Annotated in this window: 19 protein-coding genes; 1 reads left to right on the plus strand and 18 read right to left on the minus strand. The window is 68.0% G+C overall.

From position 1 onward, the window contains the following. Positions 1–31: 31 nt before the first annotated feature. From C1933_RS11480 to C1933_RS11550, 15 genes are all read right to left on the minus strand, one after another. A complete protein-coding gene (locus C1933_RS11480; RefSeq protein WP_108753367.1) occupies positions 32–1444 on the minus strand; it encodes an efflux transporter outer membrane subunit in 1413 nt (470 codons plus the stop codon). Then, positions 1431–2594: an efflux RND transporter periplasmic adaptor subunit gene (locus C1933_RS11485; protein ID WP_108753368.1), complete on the minus strand. Its 1164-nt coding sequence runs from the start codon at positions 2592–2594 to the stop codon at positions 1431–1433. Before C1933_RS11485 ends, C1933_RS11480 begins: the two co-directional genes overlap by 14 nt. After that, on the minus strand, positions 2587–5805 hold the full coding sequence (locus C1933_RS11490) for an efflux RND transporter permease subunit (protein WP_108753369.1): 3219 nt from the start codon (positions 5803–5805) through the stop codon (positions 2587–2589). Before C1933_RS11490 ends, C1933_RS11485 begins: the two co-directional genes overlap by 8 nt. A gap of 600 nt (positions 5806–6405) precedes the next feature. Next, positions 6406–7785, minus strand: a complete 1380-nt coding sequence (locus C1933_RS11495) for an ATP-binding protein (protein ID WP_108753370.1) — start codon at positions 7783–7785, stop codon at positions 6406–6408. Next, a complete protein-coding gene (locus tag C1933_RS11500) occupies positions 7763–8446 on the minus strand; it encodes a response regulator transcription factor (RefSeq protein ID WP_108753371.1) in 684 nt (227 codons plus the stop codon). Before C1933_RS11500 ends, C1933_RS11495 begins: the two co-directional genes overlap by 23 nt. Before the next feature lie 95 nt (positions 8447–8541). Then, positions 8542–10731, minus strand: coding sequence for a PAS domain S-box protein (locus C1933_RS11505; RefSeq protein ID WP_108753372.1), 2190 nt, complete (start codon positions 10729–10731; stop codon positions 8542–8544). 206 nt (positions 10732–10937) lie between these two features. Beyond that, entirely contained in the window at positions 10938–13325 is a 2388-nt protein-coding gene (locus C1933_RS11510; protein WP_108753373.1) for a Tex family protein, read from the minus strand. 202 nt (positions 13326–13527) lie between these two features. Further along, positions 13528–13743 (minus strand): hypothetical protein, encoded by a 216-nt coding sequence (locus C1933_RS11515; protein ID WP_006374014.1) that lies wholly within the window; start codon positions 13741–13743, stop codon positions 13528–13530. Between the two features lie 705 nt (positions 13744–14448). Then, positions 14449–14904, minus strand: coding sequence for a hypothetical protein (locus C1933_RS11520; protein ID WP_108753374.1), 456 nt, complete (start codon positions 14902–14904; stop codon positions 14449–14451). Next, entirely contained in the window at positions 14901–15104 is a 204-nt protein-coding gene (locus C1933_RS11525; protein ID WP_108749910.1) for a PspC domain-containing protein, read from the minus strand. The genes C1933_RS11520 and C1933_RS11525 overlap by 4 nt, the downstream gene beginning before the upstream one ends. Before the next feature lie 63 nt (positions 15105–15167). After that, entirely contained in the window at positions 15168–15536 is a 369-nt protein-coding gene (locus C1933_RS11530) for a YfeK family protein (RefSeq protein WP_108753375.1), read from the minus strand. Positions 15537–15581: 45 nt separating this feature from the next. Then, positions 15582–16097 carry an SMI1/KNR4 family protein gene (locus C1933_RS11535; RefSeq protein ID WP_159093983.1) on the minus strand — a complete coding sequence of 172 codons (516 nt, stop codon included), beginning with the start codon at positions 16095–16097 and terminating at the stop codon, positions 15582–15584. Between the two features lie 62 nt (positions 16098–16159). Further along, on the minus strand, positions 16160–17227 hold the full coding sequence (gene phaC, locus C1933_RS11540) for a class III poly(R)-hydroxyalkanoic acid synthase subunit PhaC (protein ID WP_108753377.1): 1068 nt from the start codon (positions 17225–17227) through the stop codon (positions 16160–16162). Beyond that, positions 17224–18303 carry a class III poly(R)-hydroxyalkanoic acid synthase subunit PhaE gene (gene phaE, locus C1933_RS11545; protein WP_108753378.1) on the minus strand — a complete coding sequence of 360 codons (1080 nt, stop codon included), beginning with the start codon at positions 18301–18303 and terminating at the stop codon, positions 17224–17226. Before phaE ends, phaC begins: the two co-directional genes overlap by 4 nt. A 22-nt stretch (positions 18304–18325) precedes the next feature. Beyond that, entirely contained in the window at positions 18326–18940 is a 615-nt protein-coding gene (locus tag C1933_RS11550; RefSeq protein ID WP_108753379.1) for a phosphatidylcholine/phosphatidylserine synthase, read from the minus strand. 346 nt (positions 18941–19286) lie between these two features. Here C1933_RS11550 and C1933_RS11555 point away from each other — a divergent pair, with 346 nt between their 5' ends. Next, positions 19287–19937 carry a class I SAM-dependent methyltransferase gene (locus C1933_RS11555; protein ID WP_108753380.1) on the plus strand — a complete coding sequence of 217 codons (651 nt, stop codon included), beginning with the start codon at positions 19287–19289 and terminating at the stop codon, positions 19935–19937. 93 nt (positions 19938–20030) lie between these two features. Here C1933_RS11555 and C1933_RS11560 read toward each other — a convergent pair whose 3' ends face one another. The 3 genes from C1933_RS11560 to C1933_RS11570 form a co-directional block, all read right to left on the minus strand. After that, positions 20031–20519, minus strand: a complete 489-nt coding sequence (locus C1933_RS11560; RefSeq protein WP_108753381.1) for an 8-oxo-dGTP diphosphatase — start codon at positions 20517–20519, stop codon at positions 20031–20033. 41 nt (positions 20520–20560) lie between these two features. Then, complete coding sequence (locus C1933_RS11565; RefSeq protein ID WP_108753382.1) at positions 20561–21073, minus strand: DUF1249 domain-containing protein; 513 nt, start codon at positions 21071–21073, stop codon at positions 20561–20563. Positions 21074–21162: 89 nt separating this feature from the next. Continuing rightward, the gene (locus C1933_RS11570) at positions 21163–21984 is read right to left on the minus strand and encodes a pyruvate, water dikinase regulatory protein (RefSeq protein ID WP_108753383.1); all 822 of its coding nucleotides are present in this window, start codon (positions 21982–21984) and stop codon (positions 21163–21165) included. Positions 21985–22057: the final 73 nt, after the last annotated feature.

A 22057-nucleotide genomic window follows, 5' to 3' on the forward strand; every position in this document is an offset into this window, starting at 1 on the left:
CCGCCCCGCCCTCTCACAGGGTGAGACACCCTCAGTCGCGCGCGTCTGCCGCCACCGACCAGCCCTCGCCCAGGGCGGCCATCAGGGCGGCGCTTGCCTGCAGCTGGCGGCTCTGGATGTCCTGCAGCCCCAGTTGCGCCTGCCGCGCGTCGGTCTGTGCGGTCACCACGTCCAGATAGCTCACCGCACCACCGGCGTAGCGGTCACGGGCGATCTGCTCGGTACGGCGGGCGGCCTGCACGGCTTCTTCCTCGTGGCCGCGCTGGTCGGCCAGGCCATGCAACTGCACCAGCTGGTCCTCCACCTGACGGATCGCCGCCAGCACCGTGGCCCGGTACTGCGCCGAGGCCGCATCGAATTCGGCATAAGCCTCGGCCTTGGCGGCCTTGCGCCGGCCGCCGTCGAACACCGGCAATGCCGCCAGCGGGCCCAGCGCCCAGTAGCGGTTGCCGGCATCCAGCAGCGCGCTGCTGCCCGAGGTCTGGCCACCGAACAGGCCGGTCAGGCTCAGCTGCGGGAACCATGCCGCGCGCGCCACGCCGATGCCAGCGTTCGCAGCGAACACCCGGCGCTCGGCAGCGGCAATGTCCGGGCGCTGCTGCAGCAGGGCGCTGGGCAGATCGGCGGGCACCTGCGGCAGGGTCGGCGCCTGTGCCATTGCCGCCACGCTGAAGCCACTGGCCGGCGCCCCCACCAGCTCGGCCAGCGCGTGCCGCAGCATGGCCTGGTGCACCTGCAGCGCATCCAGATCGGCCTGCGCGCTGGCCAGCTGATGGCGTGCGCGCGCCACATCCAGCTCCGAGGCGATCTCGCCCTGGAAGCGGTCCTGGGTCAGGCGCAGCGCCTGCTGGTAGTCGTCGATGCTGTCGCGCAGGATGGCCTGCTGTGCCTCGGTGTTGCGCAGTTGCAGGTAGGTGGCGGTCAACTGCTGGGACAGGCTGAGCCGTGCCGCGGCCAGGTCATCTGCACTGGCCTGCGCGCGCGCATGCCCGGCCGCCGCCGCGTTGCGCAGCCGGCCCCACAGATCCAGATCGAAGGACAGCGAGAACGTGGCCGCATTGCTGTCATACACCGCTGGCTGGGTGGCACTGCGCAGCGGCTTGTCATCCGACTGGCGCTGGCGCATCGGGCCGGTACTGAAGCCGACCTGGGGTGGGCGTGCCGAGGCGGCCTCGCCCGCGGCAGCGCGTGCGGCATCGTAGTGCGCCACGGCCAGCGCCAGGTTCGGGTTGGCCTGGCGCAACTGCACCTGCAACTGGTCCAGCACGGGGTCGTTGAATGCCCGCCACCAGTCCCGCGCCAGTGCCGGCTGCGCCGCAGCAGCGGTCGGCTGCTCGTAGGCCACCGGCACATCGACCGCAGGCACCTGGTAGGTTGGCGCCAGCGAACAGCCAGCCAGCAGCAAGGCCAGCGACGCGGCAACGCCGCCCTCAACCGCGCGCATGGGCCGGCTCCTTGACCGCGGCCACCACGCGCACGTGATCGCCCTCGCGCAATGCATCGGGTGGGTTCGGAATCAGCCGCTCGCCGGCCTTCAGGCCATGGTCGATGCGCAGCGTGCTGCCCAGGTCGCTGGCGATATGGATGTCGCGCAGATGCACCACGTCGTGCGCATCCAGCACCGCCACCTGGGTGCCCTTGGCACGGAAGATCAGCACCTCGGCCGGTACGCTTACGCCGTCGGCGCCGCCCTGCAGCGGCAGGGTCACCTCGGCATAACTGCCGGGCAGCAACGCACCGTCGGCGTTGTCCACCACGAACTGCGCCAGCAGCGTGCCCGAGCTGCGGTCGATCGCGCTGGAATCGCCCTGCAGCGTGGCGGTGAAATGGCGGCCGGCCAGACCGGGCACCTGCAGCGTGGCCTGCAGTCCCGGCTGGATGCTGGCCGCACTGTTCTGCGGCACCGGCACCATCAGCCGCAGGCGGCGGGTATCGGCAATGTTGAACAGTTCGCGGCCACTGTCATCGGCGCGGATCAGCTGGCCCACGTCGGTCAGGCGTGCGGTAACGGTGCCGTCGAACGGCGCGCGCAGCGTGCGGTAGCGCCCCAGTTCCTGCAGCCGCGCATAGTCGGCCTGCGCCGCTTCCACGCTGGCCTGCGCGGCCACGGCATTGGCCTGCTTCTCATCGGCTTCCTGGCGCGATACCGAGTGGCTGCCCAGCATGCCCTGCCAGCGCTCGGCACTGACCTTGGCCAACGCTGCATCCGCCTGCGCCTGCAGCAGGTGCGCATGCGCCTGGGCAATCTGCTGGTCCAGTTCCGGGCTGTCGATCACCGCCAGCACCTGGCCGGCCTTCACCGACTGGCCGATATCGGCGTTCCAGGATTTCAGGTAGCCGCCCACGCGCGCATGGATCGGCGCCTCGGTCCAGGCCCCCAGGTGCGCCGGCAGGGTCAGCGTGCCCGCTTCGCCCTGCGCACCGGCGGTGACCACCTGCACGGCCGGTACGGCCTGCTGTTCGGTCCATTCGCCCACCGCATGGGCCTGCTGCGCACGCAGCGCCAGGCCAGCGGCCACGACCGCCACGGCAATGGCAGCCCCCAGGATCAGACGGCGGCGCAGCGGCGCCTGCGGCAAGGAAGCATCAGACATGCAGGGGCTCTCCGGCGGGGGCGGTTTCGGACTTGCGGGAATGGGCCAGGGCAAACACCACCGGCACGAACAACAGGGTGGCGCAGGTCGCCAGCAGCAGGCCGCCGATCACCGCGCGGCCCAGCGGCGCGTTCTGTTCGGTGGACAGTGCGGTCGGCAGCATGCCCAGAATCATCGCCAGGGCGGTCATGCACACCGGGCGGAAACGGGTGAAGCCTGCTTCCAGCGCGGCCTTGGCGGCATCGCCATGCTCGGCCAGGCGCTCGCGGCAGAAGCTGACCACCAGGATCGAATTGGCCGTGGCCACGCCCATGCACAGGATGGCCCCGGTCAATGCCGGCACCGACAGCGTGGTGTGGGTCAGGAACAGCATCCACACCACCCCGGCCAGGCCGGCGGGCAACGCGGTGATGATCACGAACGGATCGGTCCAGGACTGGAAGTTGATGACGATCAGCAGGTAGATCAGCACGATCGCGGCCAGCAGGCCGTAGCCCAGGCCAGTGAAGGCCACATGCAGCGCATCGATCTGGCCATGCAGGCCGACCTGGGTACCCCGCGGGCGCTGGCCGGCCATGCCATCGATCACGTGCTGCACGTCGGCCGCCACGGCACCCAGATCGCGGCCCTGCACATTGGCGTACAGATCCAGCGTGGGCTGCACGTTGTAGTGGCTGACCACCGCCGAGCTGGAACCGCGCTGGATCTGCGCCAGGCCGCCCAGTACCTGCGGCGTGCCACTGCTGCCGGTCACCGGCAGTGCCTGCAGCGCCGCCAGGCTGTCCATGCGGTACTGCGGGGTGGCGGCCACCACGCTGTAGGAGATGCCGTTCTTCGGGCTGAGCCAGAACGTGGGCGCCACCTGCCCGCTACCGGCCAGGGAGGCCACCATGCTGTTGGTCACATCGCGTTCGGTGATACCCAGCCCGTTGGCACGCAGACGATCCACGTCCACCTGCAGGGTCGGGTAGCCATCGGGCTGCTGAAGGCGCAGGTCCACCAGCCCCGGCACATGCCGCAGGCGGCGCTGCAGTTCCTGCGCATAGGCGCGGTTGCCGACGGCATCGGGCCCGGCAATGCGTACATCCAGCGGCGCGGGCGAACCGAAGTTCAGGATCTGGCTGCTGGTATCGGCCGGCAGGAAGGCGAAGCTGGTGCCGGGGAAGGCCGACGGCAGTACTTCGCGCAGACGCTTCTCGTACGCGGCGGCATCGCCGTGGCCCGGCTTCAGTGAGACCTGGATGTCACCGTCCTGCGGCCCGATGGTGCCGCTGGCGCTGTAGGCCATGTTGATGCCGGTCATCGGCAGGCCCAGGTTGTCGACGATGGCGTCGATCTCGTGCGGCGGTACCACCTGCCGGATGCGCGCTTCGATGCGGTCGAAGGCCGCTGCGGTTTCCTCGATGCGCGTGCCCAGCGGCAGCCGCACGTGCAGCGACAATGCACTGGCTTCGGTGGCCGGGAAGAACTCCTGGCCCAGGGTGGGCAGCAACGCAAAGGACACCAGCACGCAGGCCATGAAGCCGACCAGGAAGCGTCGGCGGTTGGCCAGGGCCAGCCCCAGCAGCGCGTGATAGCGATCGCGCACGGCGGAGAACCCGGCCTCGAAGCGCTGCTGCCAGCGCACCAGCATCGCGGCCAGACGTGCGCGGCGATGCTGCGGGTGGTCGCCCTCATGGTGGTTCAGGAAGGCATCTTCGGGGTGGTGCCCCACACCCCCTTCCACCCGGTGCGGCTTCAGCAGGTACAGCGCCATGGTCGGCACCAGGGTGCGCGACAGCACGAACGAACTGGCCATGGCGAAGATCACCGCCAGTGCCATCGGCCGGAACAGATAGCCGGCAATGCCGTCCAGCAGGAACATCGGCACGAACACGATGCAGATGCACAGCAGCGACACGAACGCCGGGCCGACGATCTGCGCGGCGCCGTCCAGGATAGCCTCGCGCACGCCCTTGCCCTGCTCCAGGTGCCAGTTGACGTTCTCAATGGTGACCGTCGCATCGTCCACCAGGATGCCCACCGCCAGCGCCAGGCCACCCAGGGTCATCACGTTCAGCGTCTGCCCCGCCGCCGAAAGCAGCGCGATGGCCGACAGCACCGCCAGCGGAATGGACGCGGCGATGATCACCGTCGAGCGCCAGCTGCCCAGGAACACCAGGATCATCACGCTGGTCAGCAGTGCGGCAATGATGCCCTCGCGGGCCACGCTGCCGATCGATTCGCGCACGAAGGTGGAGGCATCGCCCAACAGCGAAATCTTCAGGGACGGCGGCAGGGTCTCGCTGATCTGCGGCAACATGTCGCGGATGCGGCTGACCAGGGTGAGCGTGGATGCATCGCCGTTCTTCAGGGCGGCCATCAACACCGAATGGCCGCCGTTCACCCGCACGATGTTGGTCTGCGGCGGTGAGCCGTCGCGCACGTGCGCCACCTGGCCGATGGTCACCACTGCACCGTTCACCGTGCGGATCGGCAGATCATTCAACGCCTGGATGTCAGTGGGGCTGTTGTTGAGCAGCACGGTGAACTCATTGCTGCCCAGCTTGGCCGTACCCACCGGGGTGATCTGGTTCTGCGCCGCCAGCGCGTTGCCCACGTCCTGCGCCGACAGGCCCTTGGCGGCCAGCGCCTGCGGGTCCAGATCCAGGGTGATCTGCCGCTGCTTGCCGCCGTAGGGCGCGGGAATGGCCAGGCCGGCAATGGAGGTGAGCGGGGGGCGCACGCTGTTCTGCGCCAGGTCGCGGATCTGCGATTCACCCAGCGTGGGGCTGGAGAACGCCATCTGCAGCACCGGCACGGTGGAGGCGCTGTAGTTGAGGATCAGCGGCGGAGTCATGCCGGCCGGCATCTGCTTGACGATGGTCTGCGAGATGGCGGTGATCTGCGCATTGGCCGTACGGATATCCACGCCCGGCTGGAAGAACACTTTGACCACGCCCATGCCGGCCAGCGACTGCGATTCGATGTGCTCGATGTCATTGACGGTGGTGCTGAGCGCGCGCTCGTAGGGCGAGATCACGCGCCCGGCCATCGCATCGGGCGACAGGCCGGTGTACTGCCAGACCACGGCCACGACCGGAATGCCGATATCGGGAAACACATCGGTGGGCGTGCGCAGCGCGCTGAGCGGGCCGACAATGCAGATGAAAATGGCCATCACCACGAAGGTGTAAGGCTTGTTGAGCGCGGTCCTGACCAAGCCGAGCATGCAGCTCTCCAACAGTGCCACTGCCCACCGCGGGCAGCGCAGGCCGTGAAGTATCCGTGCTGGCGCCTAAAACAAGGCTGTGCCGCGCATGAAACATATTTCATGAAAGGGGTGTTCGGCAGGGCTGCGCCCTGCACCCGCTCAACGTCAACTTCAACGTCAAAAGCGGCATTCCGTGGGATGGCGGGGCGGTGTCGGATTACGGGGACGCCGCAAGTACGTCCTTGTAGGCTTGGCAGCCGCATCCATGCGGCTGACACCCCGCAATCCGACACCGCCTCACCTTTGACAGATTCCGGCGATCTGGTAGATCCACGCCATGCGTGGATGAATCTCAATCGGAATCGAAGATTTCGAATTGAAATCGAAAAGCATCCACGCATGGCGTGGATCTACTGGCCACCGGCCAACTGTCGAAGGCGGGGTGGGTCCGGTTGCGGGGGCGTGAGCGCCATGGATGGCGCGACCGAGGCTACATGGACGTACTTGCGCCGTCCCCCGCAACCGGACCCACCCGGCCAACCCACGGATACCCAGCTTTTGACGTTGCCGTTGCATGGAGCGGGTGCAGGGCTGCAAGCCCTGCATAAACACTCCCCCCTACAACACCTGCGGCCGGCACAGCAGGCTGAAGCTGGCGCCGCCCAGTGGCGACTGCCCTACCCCCAGCCGGAAACCGTGCAGGCCGGCGATGGCCGCCACGATCGACAGCCCCAGACCGAAGCCGCCGCCCTGGCTGGCCTCGCTGCGATGGAAACGCTGGAACACCAGCTCACGCTCGGCCTCGGCGATGCCCGGCCCGGAATCTTCGACCACGATGCACGTCGCCCCGGCCTCAGCACGCGCCGACAACTGCACGCGTCCGCCTTCGGGCGCAAACCGGATCGCGTTGTCCAGCAGGTTGCCGATGGCTTCGAACAACAGCCCGCGATCACCCACCACGCTGGGCAGGTCCGGCGCCAGTTCCAGCCGCAGCCACTGCCCCTTCTCCTCGGCCAACGGCGCGTAGAACGCATGGATTTCCTGCAGCAGCGCTTCCGGCGCCAGCTCGACGAAACCGGAGCGCCGCTGGTGGTCCTCCAGCTCGGAAATGCGCAGCAGCGCGCGGAAGCGCGCCATCAACGTATCGGTTTCATCCAGCACCTGGTCCAGTGCCACCGCCTGCGCATCGCCCTCGCCCAGCTGCTGGCGCAGCCGATACAACTGCGCGCGCATGCGGGTCAGTGGCGTGCGCAGGTCGTGGGCAATGTTGTCGCAGACCCCTTTCACCTCGGTCATCAACTGCTCGATGCGGTCCAGCATGGCGTTGACGATGGCCGCCAGCATGTCCAGCTCGTCACGGCGATCGGCCACCGGCAGGCGTTGCCCCAGGTCACCGGCAACGATGCGCGCGGTGGCCTGCTCGATCGCCTGGATGCGCCGCAGCGGGCGCCGCCGCAGCAGATGCCAGCCCAGCAGGCCCGGCAGCAGGGTCAGCGATACCCCCCACAGCAACGCGTCCAGGATCAGGTGGTTCACTTCGTTCAACGGCCCGCTGTAGCGCACCAGCACCAGCACGCGGTCATCGCGGGTGGGCATGGCCAGGCCGAAGCCGCGCTTGCCCACCGCCGTCGGATCGGACAAGGGCAATCCGCTGACCCGGTGCACCTGGCCATCGAGCGGCAGCTGCGCGGGCAGCGCCTTCAGCGGGCCCGCCAACGGCGTGCCTGTTGCACTGAACACCCCATAGGCATCGATGCCGTGCACGTCGTAGCGGCGGTTCTCGCGCAGCGCCTCGCACAGTGCATCGCCGGTGAAGTGTTCGAACAGATGCGCACGCTGCAGCAGCGCCGACTGCGCCAGGTCATCCAGGTAATGCGACACCCGCCAGTACAGGACACCCAGCAGCACGCTGCACCACGCCACGAACAGCAGGCTGTACAGGCCCAGCAAGCGGCTGCTGGACGAGCGCCAGCCGTCAGACAGCTTCGCTGAGGACATAACCCGAACCCCGCACGGTGCGGATCATGGAAGGGCCGCCGGGCAGGTCGAGCTTGCGCCGCAGGCGGCCGATGTGGACATCGATCAGGTTGGTGCCCGGGTCGAAGTGGTAACCCCACACTTCCTCGAACAGCATCATGCGGGTCAGCACCTGGCCGGCATTGCGCATCAGGTATTCCAGCAGCTTGAACTCGGTCGGCAGCAGGCTCAGGGTGCGCCCACCGCGCTGTGCGGTGCGCGCCAGCAGGTCCAGCTGCAGGTCACCCACGCGCAGCGCGGTATCGTTGCCGGCCGGTTGCTGGCGGCGGCGCAGCAGCACCTCCACCCGCGCGGCCATTTCATCGGAGGCAAACGGCTTGGTCAGGTAATCGTCGCCGCCCGCGCGCAGGCCGCGCACGCGCTCATCCACGTCCGACAGCGCACTGAGCATCAGCACCGGCGTGTTCACGCCGATGCGGCGCAGGGTGGTCACGATCGCCAGGCCATCCAGCCCCGGCAGCATGCGGTCCAGGGTGATGGCGTCGTACTCGCCACTGGCCGCGCGCACCAGGCCTTCGCGCCCATCGGCCACCCAGTCCACCTGCAGGCCATGGCTGCCCAGCTCCGCCACGATTTCCTGGGCAGTGATGGCATCGTCCTCGATGGTCAGTACGCGCGACATGGGGTCCTGGGGTGCTCAGACCCGCCCATGCTCGCCAAATCGGCCGGGGCGGGCAAATGAAACATCCTTCATGCGGGCCCTTGGTACGGGCCGGTTCAGCCGCCGTCGCCGTCTTCGGGTGGCAGATCTGCAGTCAGGCCCTGCACCTGCACGTTGTTGCGGCCCAGCGCCTTGGCCCGGTAGCACTGCGCGTCGGCGGCGGCCACCGCCTGGTCCACGCCCATGCCCGGCGCCAGCGGCGCAATGCCGATGCTGGCGCCGATGCGCAGCACCGCCTTGTCCCACGGAATGGCCAGCGCGGCCAGGGTGTTCAGCAGTTCACCGGCAATGCGTGCAGCGCGACGCGGGCCGCAGCCGGACAGGATCACCGCGAATTCGTCGCCGCCCAGCCGGGCCACGACGTCCGAATCGCGCACGCCATGGCGCAGCACGCTGGCCACCGCCCACAGCACCGCATCGCCGGCCAGATGGCCCCAGGTATCGTTCACCGGCTTGAAGCGGTCCAGGTCGATGTACATCAGCGACGCGGCCTGGCCGGTGCGCTCGACATGGGTGATCGCCTGCTGCAGGTGCACCTCGAAGCCACGGCGGTTGCTCAGTTCGGTCAGCGGGTCCATCTCGGCCAGGTGCCGGGCCTCGCGCTGGCGGGCGCGCTGCTGGGTGTCATCGCGCAGCACCCACACCGCACCGCGCACATGCCCTTCATCGTCGCGCAGCCAGGCCCGGGTCAGGTCCACCGCCACCGTGGCCGTGCCCAGGCGCAGCAGCAGGTCGGCATGCAGGTCCACCGCATTGCTGTCCGGGTCCAGCAGCACCGCCACGTCCAGCACCGAGTTCGGTGCGTATTCGGTGGTCAGCGCCAGCACGTCCTTCACGTTGTGCCCGGCCAGGGTCAGCGCGCCATCACCGGACAGCATGCGCACCGCGGCGGCATTGGCGTATTCGATGCGCCCCTGCAGGGTCACGCTCAGCACCAGGTCGGCCACCGCGTCCAGGGTGATGCGGCTGCGCTGCTCGCTTTCAAACAGGCGCTGTTCGCTGCTGCGCTGGCCGGTGATGTCCTGGATCTGCGACACGAAATGCAGCGGCTCGCCACGCTCGTTGCGCACCAGCGAAACGGAAAGGCGCGCCCAGATGGTGTTGCCATCGCGGTCCAGGTAGCGCTTTTCCAGGTGGTAGTGGTTGCGCCGGCCACTCAACAGGTCCTGCACCAGCTGCAGGTCGGTCTGCAGGTCGGCCGGGTGGGTCAGGCGCTGGAAGTCGACCTGCAGCAGTTCTTCGCGCGGGTAGCCCAGGATGCGGCACAGCGCATCGTTCACATCCAACCAGCGCCCTTCCAGCGACACCAGGGCCATTCCCAGCGCCGCGGAGGTGAACGCGCCGGCGAACTTGTCCGCCGCCAGCCGCGCTTCGGCACGCGCCTGCAGGATCTCGGTGATGTCGATGGCCATGCCGACATAACCGATGCGCTCGCCGTCGGCGCCGTCCATGCGGCTGATCGACAGGCGCACCTGGCGGCGCTGGCCGTCCTTGCGCAGGAATGTCCACTGCCGCGAAAAGGTCTGGCCCTGCGCCTGTGCGGTCAGTGCCTGGAACACCGACGGTGGCTGGCCATCGGCGTCGGCCAGCGGGGCCAGGTAGGCACGCATTTCGTCCGGCTCATGGAACACGCCGGGGTTGAGCTTGCCGACCACCTCACTGGCGGCATAGCCCAGCAGGCGTTCGGCGCCGGTGTTGAACAGGGTGATCAGCCCCTCGGTATCGGTGGCGATCACCGCCACTTCGTCGGAGGCATCGACCACCGCCTGCAGCCGATGGCGCATGTCGGCAGCGTCCTGTCGCGCCATCTGCAGTTCGGTCACGTCGGCATGCGCGCCGGCCATCCACAGCGGGCGCCCCTGCCCGTCCCATTCGTACACGCGGCCACGGTCGTGGATCCAGATCCACTGGCCGTTCTTGTGGCGCATGCGCAGCAGGCAGCGGTAATGGTCGCTGTGGCCCTGGAAGTGCGCCTCCAGCGCCGCGTCGGAATGGGCCAGGTCGTCGGGGTGCACCAGCGCGATGAAGGTTTCCTGGCAGATCGGCTCCAGCTCGTCCAGGCGGTAGCCGACGATCTCGGCCCAGCGCGCGTTCACCCGCATCTGCCCGGTCTGCACGTTCCATTCCCAGGTGCCGGCGGCGGTGCCTTCGATGATCATCGCCAACCGGCGGCGTTCTTCGGACAGTTCCTGCAGGCGCCGCTCCAGCAGCGCGTTGGCGTTGGCGTCGTGGACGTGCCCGGTCATCGGCGCCCCCGCGCGGAACGGCGGGCACAGCGAAGCGGCAGCCCGGCGCTGCAGCCTGCGGTCGCGTTGGCGGCTCGTGCTGGCGTCATGGCCCTCCCCGGCGCCCTGCAGGGCGGCCCGCGGCCCCCCATGGGCGCCAGTGTGCGCACGCCGGGGAGGGCCGACAAGTCCCCCCGCCACGGCAGGCGTGGCCGGGGGGCGATGGCTCAGCTGCGCTTGGCCCGGGCGAAGGCCTCGGCCAGGGCATTGTTGGCCGGCGGCGCCGAGCTTGCGGGACGCGCAGCGCCCTGCCCCTGGCCGCGGTTGGGGCCGCGGTTTGCGCCGCCATCGCGCCGCGCCGGCCCGCCCTGGCCGCGCTCATCGCGCGCACCGGGGCGGCTGGTGGCCTGGCCCGGGGTATCGTCCAGGCGCCGGGTCAGGGCGATGCGCTTGCGCGCCACGTCCACTTCCAGCACCTTCACCTTCACGATGTCGCCGGCCTTGACCACCTCGCGCGGGTCCTTCACGAAGGTGTCCGACAGCGCCGAAATATGGACCAGGCCGTCCTGGTGCACGCCGATATCGACGAACGCGCCGAAGGCGGCCACGTTGCTGACCACGCCTTCCAGCACCATGCCTTCGCGCAGGTCCTTGATGTCTTCCACGCCCTCGGCAAAGCGCGCCGCCTTGAACTCGGGGCGCGGGTCGCGGCCCGGTTTTTCCAGCTCTTTCAGGATGTCGCGCACGGTCGGCACGCCGAAGGTGGCGTCGGTGAACTGTTCCGGCTTGAGCCCACGCAGGAAGCTGCCATCACCGATCAGCGCCTTGATCGGGCGCGCCGTACTGGCCACGATGCGCTCGACCAGCGGGTAGGCTTCCGGGTGCACGGCCGAGGCGTCCAGCGGCTGGTCGCCATCGGCAATGCGCAGGAAGCCGGCACACTGTTCGAAGGTCTTTTCACCCAGCCGCGCGACCTTCAGCAGGTCCTTGCGGCGCTTGAACGGCCCGTTGTCATCGCGGTGGCGCACGATGTTCTCGGCCACCGTGGACGACAGCCCCGACACCCGCGACAGCAGCGCGGCCGAGGCGGTGTTCACGTACACGCCCACCGCGTTCACGCAGTCCTCCACGCGGGCATCCAGCGCGCGCGCCAGGCGGTACTGGTCCACGTCGTGCTGGTACTGGCCCACACCAATCGCCTTGGGCTCGATCTTCACCAGTTCGGCCAGCGGATCCTGCAGGCGGCGGGCAATGGACACCGCGCCACGCAGCGACACGTCCAGGCCCGGGAATTCCTTGGCGGCGAATTCCGAGGCCGAGTACACGGATGCACCGGCTTCGCTGACCACCACCTTCTGCAGCTTGGGGTTGCCGATGGCCTTGATCGCCTCGCCGGCCAGCTTGTCGGTTTCGCGGCTGGCAGTGCCGTTGCCGATCGCGATCAGTTCAACGTTGTGCCGGGCGCACAGCTGCTTGATCGTCTGCAGCGACTGATCCCACTGCCGCCGCGGCTCATGCGGGTAGATGGTTTCGGTGGCCAGCAGCTTGCCGGTTGCGTCGACCACGGCAATCTTGCAACCGGTGCGGATGCCGGGGTCCAGCCCCAGCACCGTCTTCGGGCCCGCCGGGGCAGCCAGCAGCAGATCCTTCAGGTTGTCACCGAACACCGCGATCGCTTCGGCCTCGGCCTTTTCGCGGGCCTGGTTGAACAGGTCCAGCAACAGGTGGGTATGCAGCTTGGCCCGCCAGGTCAGGCGGCAGGCGTCCAGCAGCCAGCGGTCGGCCGCGCGGCCCTGGTCGGCGATGCCGGCCTTGCGCGCCACGCGCCCTTCGGCGTACTGGTGGCCGGCCTCGGCATCGCTGCCCGGGTCCAACTCCAGGAACAGGATTTCCTCGCGGCGGGCACGGAACAGCGCCAGCAGCCGGTGCGACGGAATCTTCGCCAGCGCTTCGGCATGTTCGAAATAGTCGCGGTACTTGGCGCCCTCGTTTTCCTTGCCCTCGGCCACGCGCGCGCGGATCACGCCGGTATCGCCCAGCCAGGTGCGCAGTTCGCCCACCAGCGCAGCATCCTCGCCCCAGCGCTCCATCAGGATCGCGCGTGCGCCTTCCAGCGCCGCCTTGGCGTCGGCCACGCCCTTGTCGCTGTCGATGAAGGTGGCGGCGAAGGCCTGCGGGTCCTGGCTGGGGTCGCCCAGCAGGCCATCGGCCAGCGGTTCCAGCCCCGCTTCGCGTGCAATCTGCGCGCGGGTGCGGCGCTTGGGCTTGTAGGGCAGGTACAGATCTTCCAGCCGGCTCTTGGTATCGGCGGCCAGGATGTCGTTGCGCAGCGCGTCGCTCAGCTTGCCCTGCTCGTCGATGCTGGCCAGCACCGCGGCACGGCGGTCTTCCAGCTCACGCAGGTAGGTCAGGCGCACTTCCAGGTTGCGCAGCTGGGTATCGTCCAGGCCACCGGTCACTTCCTTGCGGTAGCGGGCGATGAAGGGGACGCTGGCGCCCTCGTCGAGCAGGCCGACGGCGGCACGCACCTGGGCGGACTGGGCACCGATCTCGACGGCGATGGTCTGGGCGATCTGCTGGGCGAGCGCGCTCTGGGCGTTCTTGGCGTCGTGCATTGCTTCCGGTCTGTGCCGCGTTACGGGAAAGACCCATTCTTGCCATGCCCGCCACGGGCATACAAGCGTTGACAGCAGCAGGGTTCAGGCGGCAGCACCGGGTGGGGACGCCGGCATCCTGGCGGAAGGGGCCGTGCTGGCCCGGCTGGGATGCCGGCGCGGGTGCGCGCGCGTGGGCGCACCCTGCCGCGTGTAGCGAAGGTCAGCGGTAATGGCGGGCCGCACGCTGCATGACGATCTCGTCACGCATGCTTTCCAGTGCCATCAGGCGGACCTTGCCGACACCCTGCAGTTCCATGAACCGCTCTGTGTAGAACTCCGGCCCCAGCGCGGTGTCGGCGCGGGATTTGCTGAAGCCGTAGGGCACCACGCCCTTCTCGCCGTCCTTGCTACCACCGACATAAAGAACAATCGCCATGTGATGTCTTCCTCCAAATTGCTACTGCGTACTGCGCACGATGAGCGGTACTTGTGGGCTCATCGGGGTAGAGCTTACCGCGACCAAGCTGACTGGAACGTCACGAAGGCTAATGACGATCGGTTGCATGCAGATGACGACCCGATCACAGCAGAACGCTTACGGATCTTTAACCTCCAACTAACAAACGAGGGTTTCCAGCCAACGGCGCAGCCCCTCGTGGGTGGCCGTAGAACGCGGCTCATGCGATTGGGCCGGGCGGATTGGGGCCGCGGGACACGCCGTAAACCCGTCCTTGGGGGCTCGTAGGCGCCATCCATGGCGCCTGCGGTCCCGCGCCCCCAACCCGCCCGTCCCCCGACAGTTTCCGGGTGCTCACGCCCACGAAGAGAAAAAAGAAGATCAAGAGCAGAGCAGCTTGGCCGGCGGCTCTTTGCTTCCTGTAGAGCCGAGCCATGCTCGGCTGCGAGCAAGCGCAGCGCGCGACCCGCTTCTGCTTTTCTTTTTCTTTCCCGTGGCTGGACGCCGCAGGAACGTGTCCGTGGCCGGGCAGGTGGGTTGCGCAGGGGCTTGAGCCGCATGGATGCGGCGACCGAGCTTACATGGACGTACTTGCAGCGTCCCCTGCGCAACCCACCTGCCCGGCCAACCCCGTGAATCAGATGCAGCGCCCCAGCCACGAGGGGCTGCGCCGTTGGCTGGAACCTACGGCCACCAGCCGTGCCCGAACCGGGCGTAGTGATCGGCCGCGCGCTCGAACGGATTACGCGCGCTCACGCCCCCGCACAGCAGATACACCGGCAGGTACAGCGGCCCCAGCACCAGGTACTGGTACACGTGCGCCCGCTCGTGGTCATCCAGCCGGATCAACGGCTCCACGCCCCACCCCGCCTGGTGCGCGTAGGTGCGGCAGCACATGCCCAGATCGTGGCCGGTGTGCAGGATCACATTGCCCAGGGTGATCGCCCCGCCCGGGCCCCAAGGCCAGCGGTCGAACACCACTGCGCAGTCGCGGCCGCTCCAGCGCGGCCTGGCGCCACCCAGCAGGCCCGCCAGCCCGGCCAGCAGGCCGATCAACGAATTGGGGAGGGTCCACAGCGCGCCCAGCACCTGCACGGCGCGCAGCCACAGCGGCACCGGACCGGACGCGGCCGCGTTCAATCGGCCTCGTTGGGAATCAGCAGCCACAGGATCAGGTAGACCAGGATGCCGGGGAACGCGGCCGACGCCAGCGACACCAGCACATAGACCACCCGCAGCAGCGTGGGACTCCAGCCGAAACGGTGGGCGATGCCGCCCATGACACCGGCGATCATGCGGTCGTTCAGTGAACGCGACAGCGTTTTCGGCGTGGTGTTCATGGCGGTTCTCCCAGATTACGGAAAAGGCAGTCGAGCGTGGCCCGACTCTACACCGCCCCTTGTCTACGGCGTGCGTTGGCGCAGGGCCTGCAGGCGGGCGCCGAACCAGGCCGCTGCGGTCTGCTCCGGCTGGCCCGGACAGCGGATCCGGTACGGCTTGCCGCTCATGCTGCTCTGGCTGGCGGCCCGCTCGATGAACTGCTCGGGGGTATCGACCAGCTTCTTCTTCAGCAGGTAATCGTACTTGCGCTGCAGGTGCGCGCGGGCGGCGGCGGCGTCATGCCAGCTGCCGTTGCGCTGGAACTGGCAGGTCGAGCCGTCCAGGCTGCCGATCAGCTGGGCGATTTCACGCTGGGCCTGTGGGCTGGGGGCGGCATGGGCCAGCGGGGCGGCCAGCACTGCAGCGAGGATCAGAAGAGTTCGTCGGGACATCGTGGTTTCCGGTTCATCGCCAACGGCAGTCGAGCAAGCCCGACTCTACAACGATCGGCGTTGAATGTTTGCGCAGAAGGCGAGGAAGTCGGGCGCAACAGGAATCGCCTCATTCGCGCGAATACCGTCCCATGAAACCGTGAACTTCACAGCACCTGTCCGAAGGTCAATCCAGTAGTCATTGTCGCCGCAGTCACCCGCGAAGGGGATATGGAATTCAAGGAAAGCCCGCGCCTCAGGATGGTGATCCCTCCTCCACTTCATCACTTCACCCATCGACACAAGTCGCGGATTGGCAGGCATGTGCGGCGCCTCGATGTAATGGAATGCTTCCAACTCCAGTCGATTGAATTCGTCTGAGGCCGCTTCGTAGAAGGCATTTCGATAGAAGACGGCGCCGCCGTCGAAATAGCCTCCATTGTGCGCTGCATAGAACGCGATGAAACCGTCTCGGCCGGGGAAACTGCCCGGCACCATTGCTGCGACCAGATCAATCGGGACCGATGGCGCCGAGTCGTTGAAGGCTACGTTGTTCCGGGCAAAAACTGGCGGCTGGGCCATGCACTTGTCCGTCGACTGGGCATTGGAGCTTACCCGTCTTCGGCAGTCGAGCAAGCTCGACTCTACCGGTCGTGGGCGTTCAGCCAGCCGTCGATGGTGGCCGGGACTTCGCGCTGGGCGCGGCCGGAGACGTAGATCCCGATGTGGCCGCCGCGGAAACTGGACTCGGTGTAGTCCTGTGTGCCCAGGCGCCCGCGCATGGCGCGCGAGGCATCCGGCGGCACCAGGTGATCCTGCTCGGCATAGATGTTCAGCACTGGCAGCGTTACTTGCGACAGATCCACCGCCTCTTCGCCGATGCGCACGGTGCCGTTCACCAGCCCGTTGCCCTGGTAGAACTGCTTGATGAAGTCACGGAATGCCTCACCGGCCAGGTCCGGCGAGTCGAAGATCCATTTCTCCATGCGCAGGAAATCTTCCAGCGCCGCCTTGTCATCCAGGATGTCGAGCAGGCCCACGTATTTCTGCACGTTCAAGCGGAACGGCTTGAGCATCAGGTAGCTGGCGTTCATCAGATCGGCCGGGATGTTGCCCAGCGTATCGACCAACAGGTCCACGTCCACCTGCCGGGCCCAGTGCGACAGCATGTTGTCGGCGGTATGGAAATCGACCGGGGTGACCATGGTGATCAGGCTGGCCAGCTTCTGCCGGCGCAGTGCGGCGTAGCACAGGGCGAACACACCGCCCTGGCAGATGCCCAGCATGTCCACCGGCTCGCCGCTGCGCGCGCGCAGCGTATCCACGGCGCCGTCGATATACCGCAGCAGGTAGTCTTCCAGCGTCTGGAAACGCTCGGAGCGGTCCGGATAGCCCCAGTCCAGCACATACACATCCTGGCCCAGTGCCAGCAGTTTCTGCACCAGCGAGCGGTCGGCCTGCAGATCGACCATGTAGGGCCGGTTCACCAGCGCGTAGACGATCAGCAGGGGCCGGCGCCGGGTGGGCGCGTGTTCGCCCACGAAGCGGTACAGCACCACCTTGCCATCGCGCCAGACTTCCTCGCGGGCGGTGGCGCCGTAGTCCACGTCCTCCACCTGCGGCAGCAGCTTCAACCCTTCCATCAGCTTGCGCTGCATGGCCAGGGTTTCCTGCATCAGATCGTCGGCATTGAAGCCCAGCGGCCCTTTCATCGCCCACGTACCTTTGGCGTCGCGCGCGCGGTGGTCTTCTTGGCCGGTGCCTTCTTTGCAGGCGACTTCTTTGCCGCCGCCTGCTTCACCGGCGCCGCCTTCTTCGCTGCCTTGCGCGGCGCCGGCTTCACCTTGGCCGCCGCCGGCTGTGCCACCGGGTCCACGGCTGCAGTCCCGGCCAGCACCGCCACCTGCGCCTGCAGGCGGCGCAGGCTGCGCTCCAGCTCGGCAATGCGCCGGTGCGCGGTATCCATCTCACTCCGCGTCGGCAGGCCGATGCGTTCACTCATCTGTTCCACCTCGCGTTGCAGGCCTGCGCGCAGGCGCATCTGCGCGTTGCCCAGCGAGGCGTACACCTGCTGGAACGGCTCGGACAGGGCGACCTTGGCATAGGCCTCTTCGGCCACTTCGATCCACAGGTCGAACATCGCCCGCGCACTGGTCAGCTGGCTGCCGGGCTGTTCGTGCTCGGCCAGGCGTTGCTCGAACAGGGTGAAGGCTTCTTCCAGCGCCTGCTTGATCTGTTCCACGTAGGCGCGCGAGTGCTGCTGGTACTCCTCCTGCGCGCGCAGCAGGGATTGCCAGCGCGCCTGGTGCTCGCGGCCCGGGCCGAACGCCGGGCTCTGCAGCCAGGGGCCGGCCTGCAGCTGCCACTGCTGCAGCCAGGCGGCGAATTCGGGCACCGACGCACCGGCCTGGGTGCTGCCGCGCGCGCCCTGCAGCATCCACTGCAGCATGCCCTCGCCCTGCCCGTTCACCGCCTCGCGCCAGGCCTGGGCCACATCGGCGCTGCTGGCATCGCGGCCGGCAAAGCGCGCGGCCACTTCCTGCATGGTGCCGTACCAGCTGCCGGCCTGTTCGCGGAAGCGACGCAGCGCGTCTTCCGGCGCGCCCTGCCCCTGTTCGGGCAACAGCTGCCCCCACCAGTCGAACAGGCGCTGCCAGCTGGCCGGGTCATCACCGGCCGGAGCGCCCGGCGCGCCGGCGTGGCGCAGGGCATCGCCCCAGGCGCCGAAGTACTGCCGGGCCAGGGCTTCGAAATCGCTGCTGCCGGCGTCGTGGGCCGAGCTGGTCATCGTGCGCCTCCGCGGGGCTGCATCAGGGCTTGGGAATGCGCAGGGTCTTGCTGATCATCAGCGAACCGGACAGCGCGAACAACAACACCATCGGGTGCAGCTGCCACGGGCCGATCTGCCACTGCCCGAACCACAGGTCATGGCCGATCGCGTCGGTGCCAGCGGCGACGGCCAGCACGATCACCAGCGCCAGGCTGGTCGGAATGGGCGTGCCCTCGAAGAACTTCACCTTGCCCTCGTCACCGGCCAGCGCCTCGGCGGTCACGTTGTAGCGGGCCAGGCGGCTGACGCCGCAGCAGACGAAATAGCTCAGTACCAGCCAGTCCCAGCCACCCTGCATGCCGCAGGCATAGGCCAGCGCCGCCGGCGCCACGCCGAAGGAGATCACGTCGGACAGCGAATCAAGTTCGCGGCCCAGGGTGGAACTGGATTTGCGCCAGCGTGCGATGCGGCCATCCAGCGCGTCGAAGATGAAGGCCAGCGGGATCAGCGCCATGCCAAACAGCAGGTAGCCACGCTCGCCGTCCTGCAGGAAGCGCATCGCGGCAAACACCGCGCCGGTGCCGCAGAACGCATTGGCCAGGGTGAACCAATCGGCCAGCTGGAATTCGCGCAGCATCGAGAAATGACGTTTCATGGAATCTCACGGGGCATCAAGGGCCACAGGGTACCGCGACCACCGGCGCGGACAACAGCGCGGCGATGACCCGCCTTCACCCGGGCATCACGCCTGCTCACCTGCGGTGAATTTTTCGCCACCCATCTTGACAGCCTAGGGGGGTGGCGCCTGCCACGGCTTATCCACAAAGTTGCCCACGCGTAATCCACACCCCCTGTGGACAACCCGGTCGCAGGGGCTGCGACGCTGGCTATTTTCTCATCACCACGCTGCGGGGTTTTCCTACTTCCCAACCTGGGCGCGCAGCGCTATGGTCAACGGCGGACCCGCCGCCGCCACGTCCGAGCTCCCCCCTTGACGGACGATGTTGATGCTGGATGCACGTACGCTGGCCGCGCAGTTGCGGCAGCCCCATGGCGAGGCCGCGCTGGCCGTGGGCGAATCGATGAACCGCAGCAATGCGGCGCTGAACCAGGCCGCCATCGCACTGCTGGCCGTTGCCGATCACGAGCAGGTTCTGGAAATCGGCCCCGGCAACGCAGCCTTCGTGCCGCTGCTGCTGCAGGCCCAGGGCAGCCGCTATCTGGGCATTGAACTGTCCACGGCCATGGTCGAGGCCGGCAACCGGCGCCTGGCGTCGGCAGGGCTGGACGGCCGCGCCGCGCTGCGCACGGGCGATGCCCACGCCCTGCCGGTGGCCGATGCCAGCATCGATGCCGCATTGGCAGTCAACACGCTGTACTTCTGGCCGGACCTGGCCCCGGTACTGACCGAGCTGGCCCGCGTGCTGCGCCGGGGTGGCCGCGTGTGCCTGGCCTTCGTCGATGCCGCCTTCATGCGCACCCTGCCCTTCACCGATGATTTCCACCTGCACGAACTGGACGCGCTGGAGCTGGCCCTGCGCGTGGCCGGGTTCAGTGTGTGCGGCTGGCGCGCGCACCGCGAGACGGCGGCCGGCAATGATGGGCAGACGCGGGACAAGTATTTCCACCTGCTGCTGGCCCAGCGCCGCTGAGCCACCCCGCCGGGCATGGCCCGGCGCTACCTCAGGGGGCGCGGAATCGTAGCGCCGGGCCATGCCCGGCGAGCACTGCGGCGCCCGACCGCCTCACAGCCGGCTGAACGACCAGCTCTGCATGCGCCCGTCGCGGTAGGGCATCACCCCGTGGAACGGCCGCGGGTCGGCATCGAACACCAGCGGCAGGAAGTTGCGGTCGCCTTCCCACATCGGCAGCGTGTCCAGCTTGTCCACGTCCACCCACTCCAGGGTGCCTTCGTGGTTGCCGCCGTGCGGGGTGCCCTCGAAGCTGTCGATCACGAACACGAAGCCGAACCAGTCCTCGCCGTGCTTGCCGAAGCCCGGCCAGCTGATGGTGCCGCGCAGGCGCATGGCCGTGCAGTCGATGCCCGCCTCCTCGGCGATCTCACGGCGCATGCCGGCGGCCACGTCCTCGCTGGGTTCGACCTTGCCGCCCAGACCGTTGTACTTGCCCAGGTGGTGGTCACCGGGCCGGGTATTGCGGTGGATCATCAGCACCTGGCGGCGATCGGGCGACAGCACATAGCCCAGGGTGGCGACGATCGGGGTATACGGCATGGGGCGGATCCGGCGGCGGGTCAGCCCACGATTATGGCCGATCAGCGCACCAGCGACAGGCGGCGCTCGGCCGAAACCGCTGCCGGGCCGTCCGGGTCGCGGCTGAGCGTGGCCACGCCATGGCCGCGCTCAGCCAGGTATTCCAGCCACTTGCCCAGGAAGGTGTTCATGCGCATGCGGTGGTTGATCAGCTCGGCCGGTGGCGGGTACAGCCCCATGGTGTCCTGCCAGCGCCGGCCCACGTAGCAGTGGGTGGTCTCGGCCTGGCGGGCATCCCGGTACAGGCGCACATAGGCCGAGGGGTCCGGTTCGCCGGTCACCGGGTCGGCCAGGTCGTAGGTCAGGCGCAGCTCCACCGTGTAGCGGTGGCATTCGATCACGTCCAGGCGCACGTCCAGGCCGTCGCCCACCGAGGAAACATAACTGCCAGCGGTCAGTTCGGCCGGCGCGAACAGGCGCACCAGGTGCCGGTAATTCTCGGCGTACAGCCCCATCAGCCAGCTCAGCCGGCTGAGGCGGGGAATGCGTTCGGTTCGGGGCGAGGCGTGGGCCATGGGTCGATCCTACACGTTGGCCATACAACGTGGGGGCTGACACGCGCAGGCCAACCCCTGGCAGCGCCGGGCCCGGCGGACCGCACCGGTCAATACAGCTCGCGCTGCAGCCCCAGCGTGGCCAGCACCTTGCTGGAAATCTCCTCGATCGAGGTATGGGTGGTGCTCAGGGTCGGGATCCGCTCCATCTGGAACATCACCTCGGCCGCGGCCACCTCGCGCTTGCAGGTGTCCAGGTTGGCGTAGCGCGAATTCGGCCGGCGCTCCTGGCGGATCTGCTGCAGGCGGTCCGGGTCGATGGTCAGGCCGAACAGCTTGCGCCGGTAGTTGCGCAGGCGCGGCGGCAGGCGGTCGCTCTCCAGGTCTTCGTCGGTGAGCGGGTAATTGGCCGCGCGCACCCCGTAATGCAGGGCCAGGTAGATGCAGGTGGGGGTCTTGCCGGCCCGCGATACCGCCACCAGGATCACGTCGGCATCGTCGTAGTTCACCGCGATCCCGTCATCGTGGGTCAGGGCGAAGTTCATCGCATTGATGCGGCGGTGGTAGGTGTCGAAGTCGACCATGCCGTGGGCCTGGCCGACCCGGGCCAGGCGTGGGCTGGCCAATTCCCGCTCCAGCGGCTCGATGAACGGGGCGAACACATCCAGCATCAGCGCCCCGCTTTCGGCCAGGATCAGGCTCAGGCTCTGGTCCACGCAACTGTTCACCACGATCGGCCGAACCTGGTAGCGCTCCCCCGCCGCCTGGATCCGGGCACAGGCTTCACGCGCTTTTTCGGGGTCATCGACAAAAGACATTCGGTCGGTAATGAAGCTGAACCCGGTGAACTGGGTGAGCAGGCTATGCCCAATGGTTTCAGCGGTGATACCGGTTCCATCGGAAACGTAGAACACCGGTCGGATGGTCGACATGCGCGCTTTTATCCCCTACGAAGCTTAAAAGGGCCGCCAGCACAAGCTTGTGCCGACGGTGGTCTGCCCGGCA

The organism is Stenotrophomonas sp. ZAC14D2_NAIMI4_6, assembly GCF_003086875.1.
Lineage (GTDB): Bacteria > Pseudomonadota > Gammaproteobacteria > Xanthomonadales > Xanthomonadaceae > Stenotrophomonas.

Coding starts and splice junctions, on each gene's coding strand:
- C1933_RS11480 (WP_108753367.1), bottom strand. CDS start 1,444: ATGCGCGCGGTTGAGGGCGGCGTTGCCGCGTCGCTGGCCTTGCTGCTG.
- C1933_RS11485 (WP_108753368.1), bottom strand. CDS start 2,594: ATGTCTGATGCTTCCTTGCCGCAGGCGCCGCTGCGCCGCCGTCTGATC.
- C1933_RS11490 (WP_108753369.1), bottom strand. CDS start 5,805: ATGCTCGGCTTGGTCAGGACCGCGCTCAACAAGCCTTACACCTTCGTG.
- C1933_RS11495 (WP_108753370.1), bottom strand. CDS start 7,785: ATGTCCTCAGCGAAGCTGTCTGACGGCTGGCGCTCGTCCAGCAGCCGC.
- C1933_RS11500 (WP_108753371.1), bottom strand. CDS start 8,446: ATGTCGCGCGTACTGACCATCGAGGACGATGCCATCACTGCCCAGGAA.
- C1933_RS11505 (WP_108753372.1), bottom strand. CDS start 10,731: ATGACCGGGCACGTCCACGACGCCAACGCCAACGCGCTGCTGGAGCGG.
- C1933_RS11510 (WP_108753373.1), bottom strand. CDS start 13,325: ATGCACGACGCCAAGAACGCCCAGAGCGCGCTCGCCCAGCAGATCGCC.
- C1933_RS11515 (WP_006374014.1), bottom strand. CDS start 13,743: ATGGCGATTGTTCTTTATGTCGGTGGTAGCAAGGACGGCGAGAAGGGC.
- C1933_RS11525 (WP_108749910.1), bottom strand. CDS start 15,104: ATGAACACCACGCCGAAAACGCTGTCGCGTTCACTGAACGACCGCATG.
- C1933_RS11530 (WP_108753375.1), bottom strand. CDS start 15,536: ATGTCCCGACGAACTCTTCTGATCCTCGCTGCAGTGCTGGCCGCCCCG.
- C1933_RS11535 (WP_159093983.1), bottom strand. CDS start 16,097: ATGGCCCAGCCGCCAGTTTTTGCCCGGAACAACGTAGCCTTCAACGAC.
- phaC (WP_108753377.1), bottom strand. CDS start 17,227: ATGAAAGGGCCGCTGGGCTTCAATGCCGACGATCTGATGCAGGAAACC.
- phaE (WP_108753378.1), bottom strand. CDS start 18,303: ATGACCAGCTCGGCCCACGACGCCGGCAGCAGCGATTTCGAAGCCCTG.
- C1933_RS11550 (WP_108753379.1), bottom strand. CDS start 18,940: ATGAAACGTCATTTCTCGATGCTGCGCGAATTCCAGCTGGCCGATTGG.
- C1933_RS11555 (WP_108753380.1), top strand. CDS start 19,287: ATGTTGATGCTGGATGCACGTACGCTGGCCGCGCAGTTGCGGCAGCCC.
- C1933_RS11560 (WP_108753381.1), bottom strand. CDS start 20,519: ATGCCGTATACCCCGATCGTCGCCACCCTGGGCTATGTGCTGTCGCCC.
- C1933_RS11565 (WP_108753382.1), bottom strand. CDS start 21,073: ATGGCCCACGCCTCGCCCCGAACCGAACGCATTCCCCGCCTCAGCCGG.
- C1933_RS11570 (WP_108753383.1), bottom strand. CDS start 21,984: ATGTCGACCATCCGACCGGTGTTCTACGTTTCCGATGGAACCGGTATC.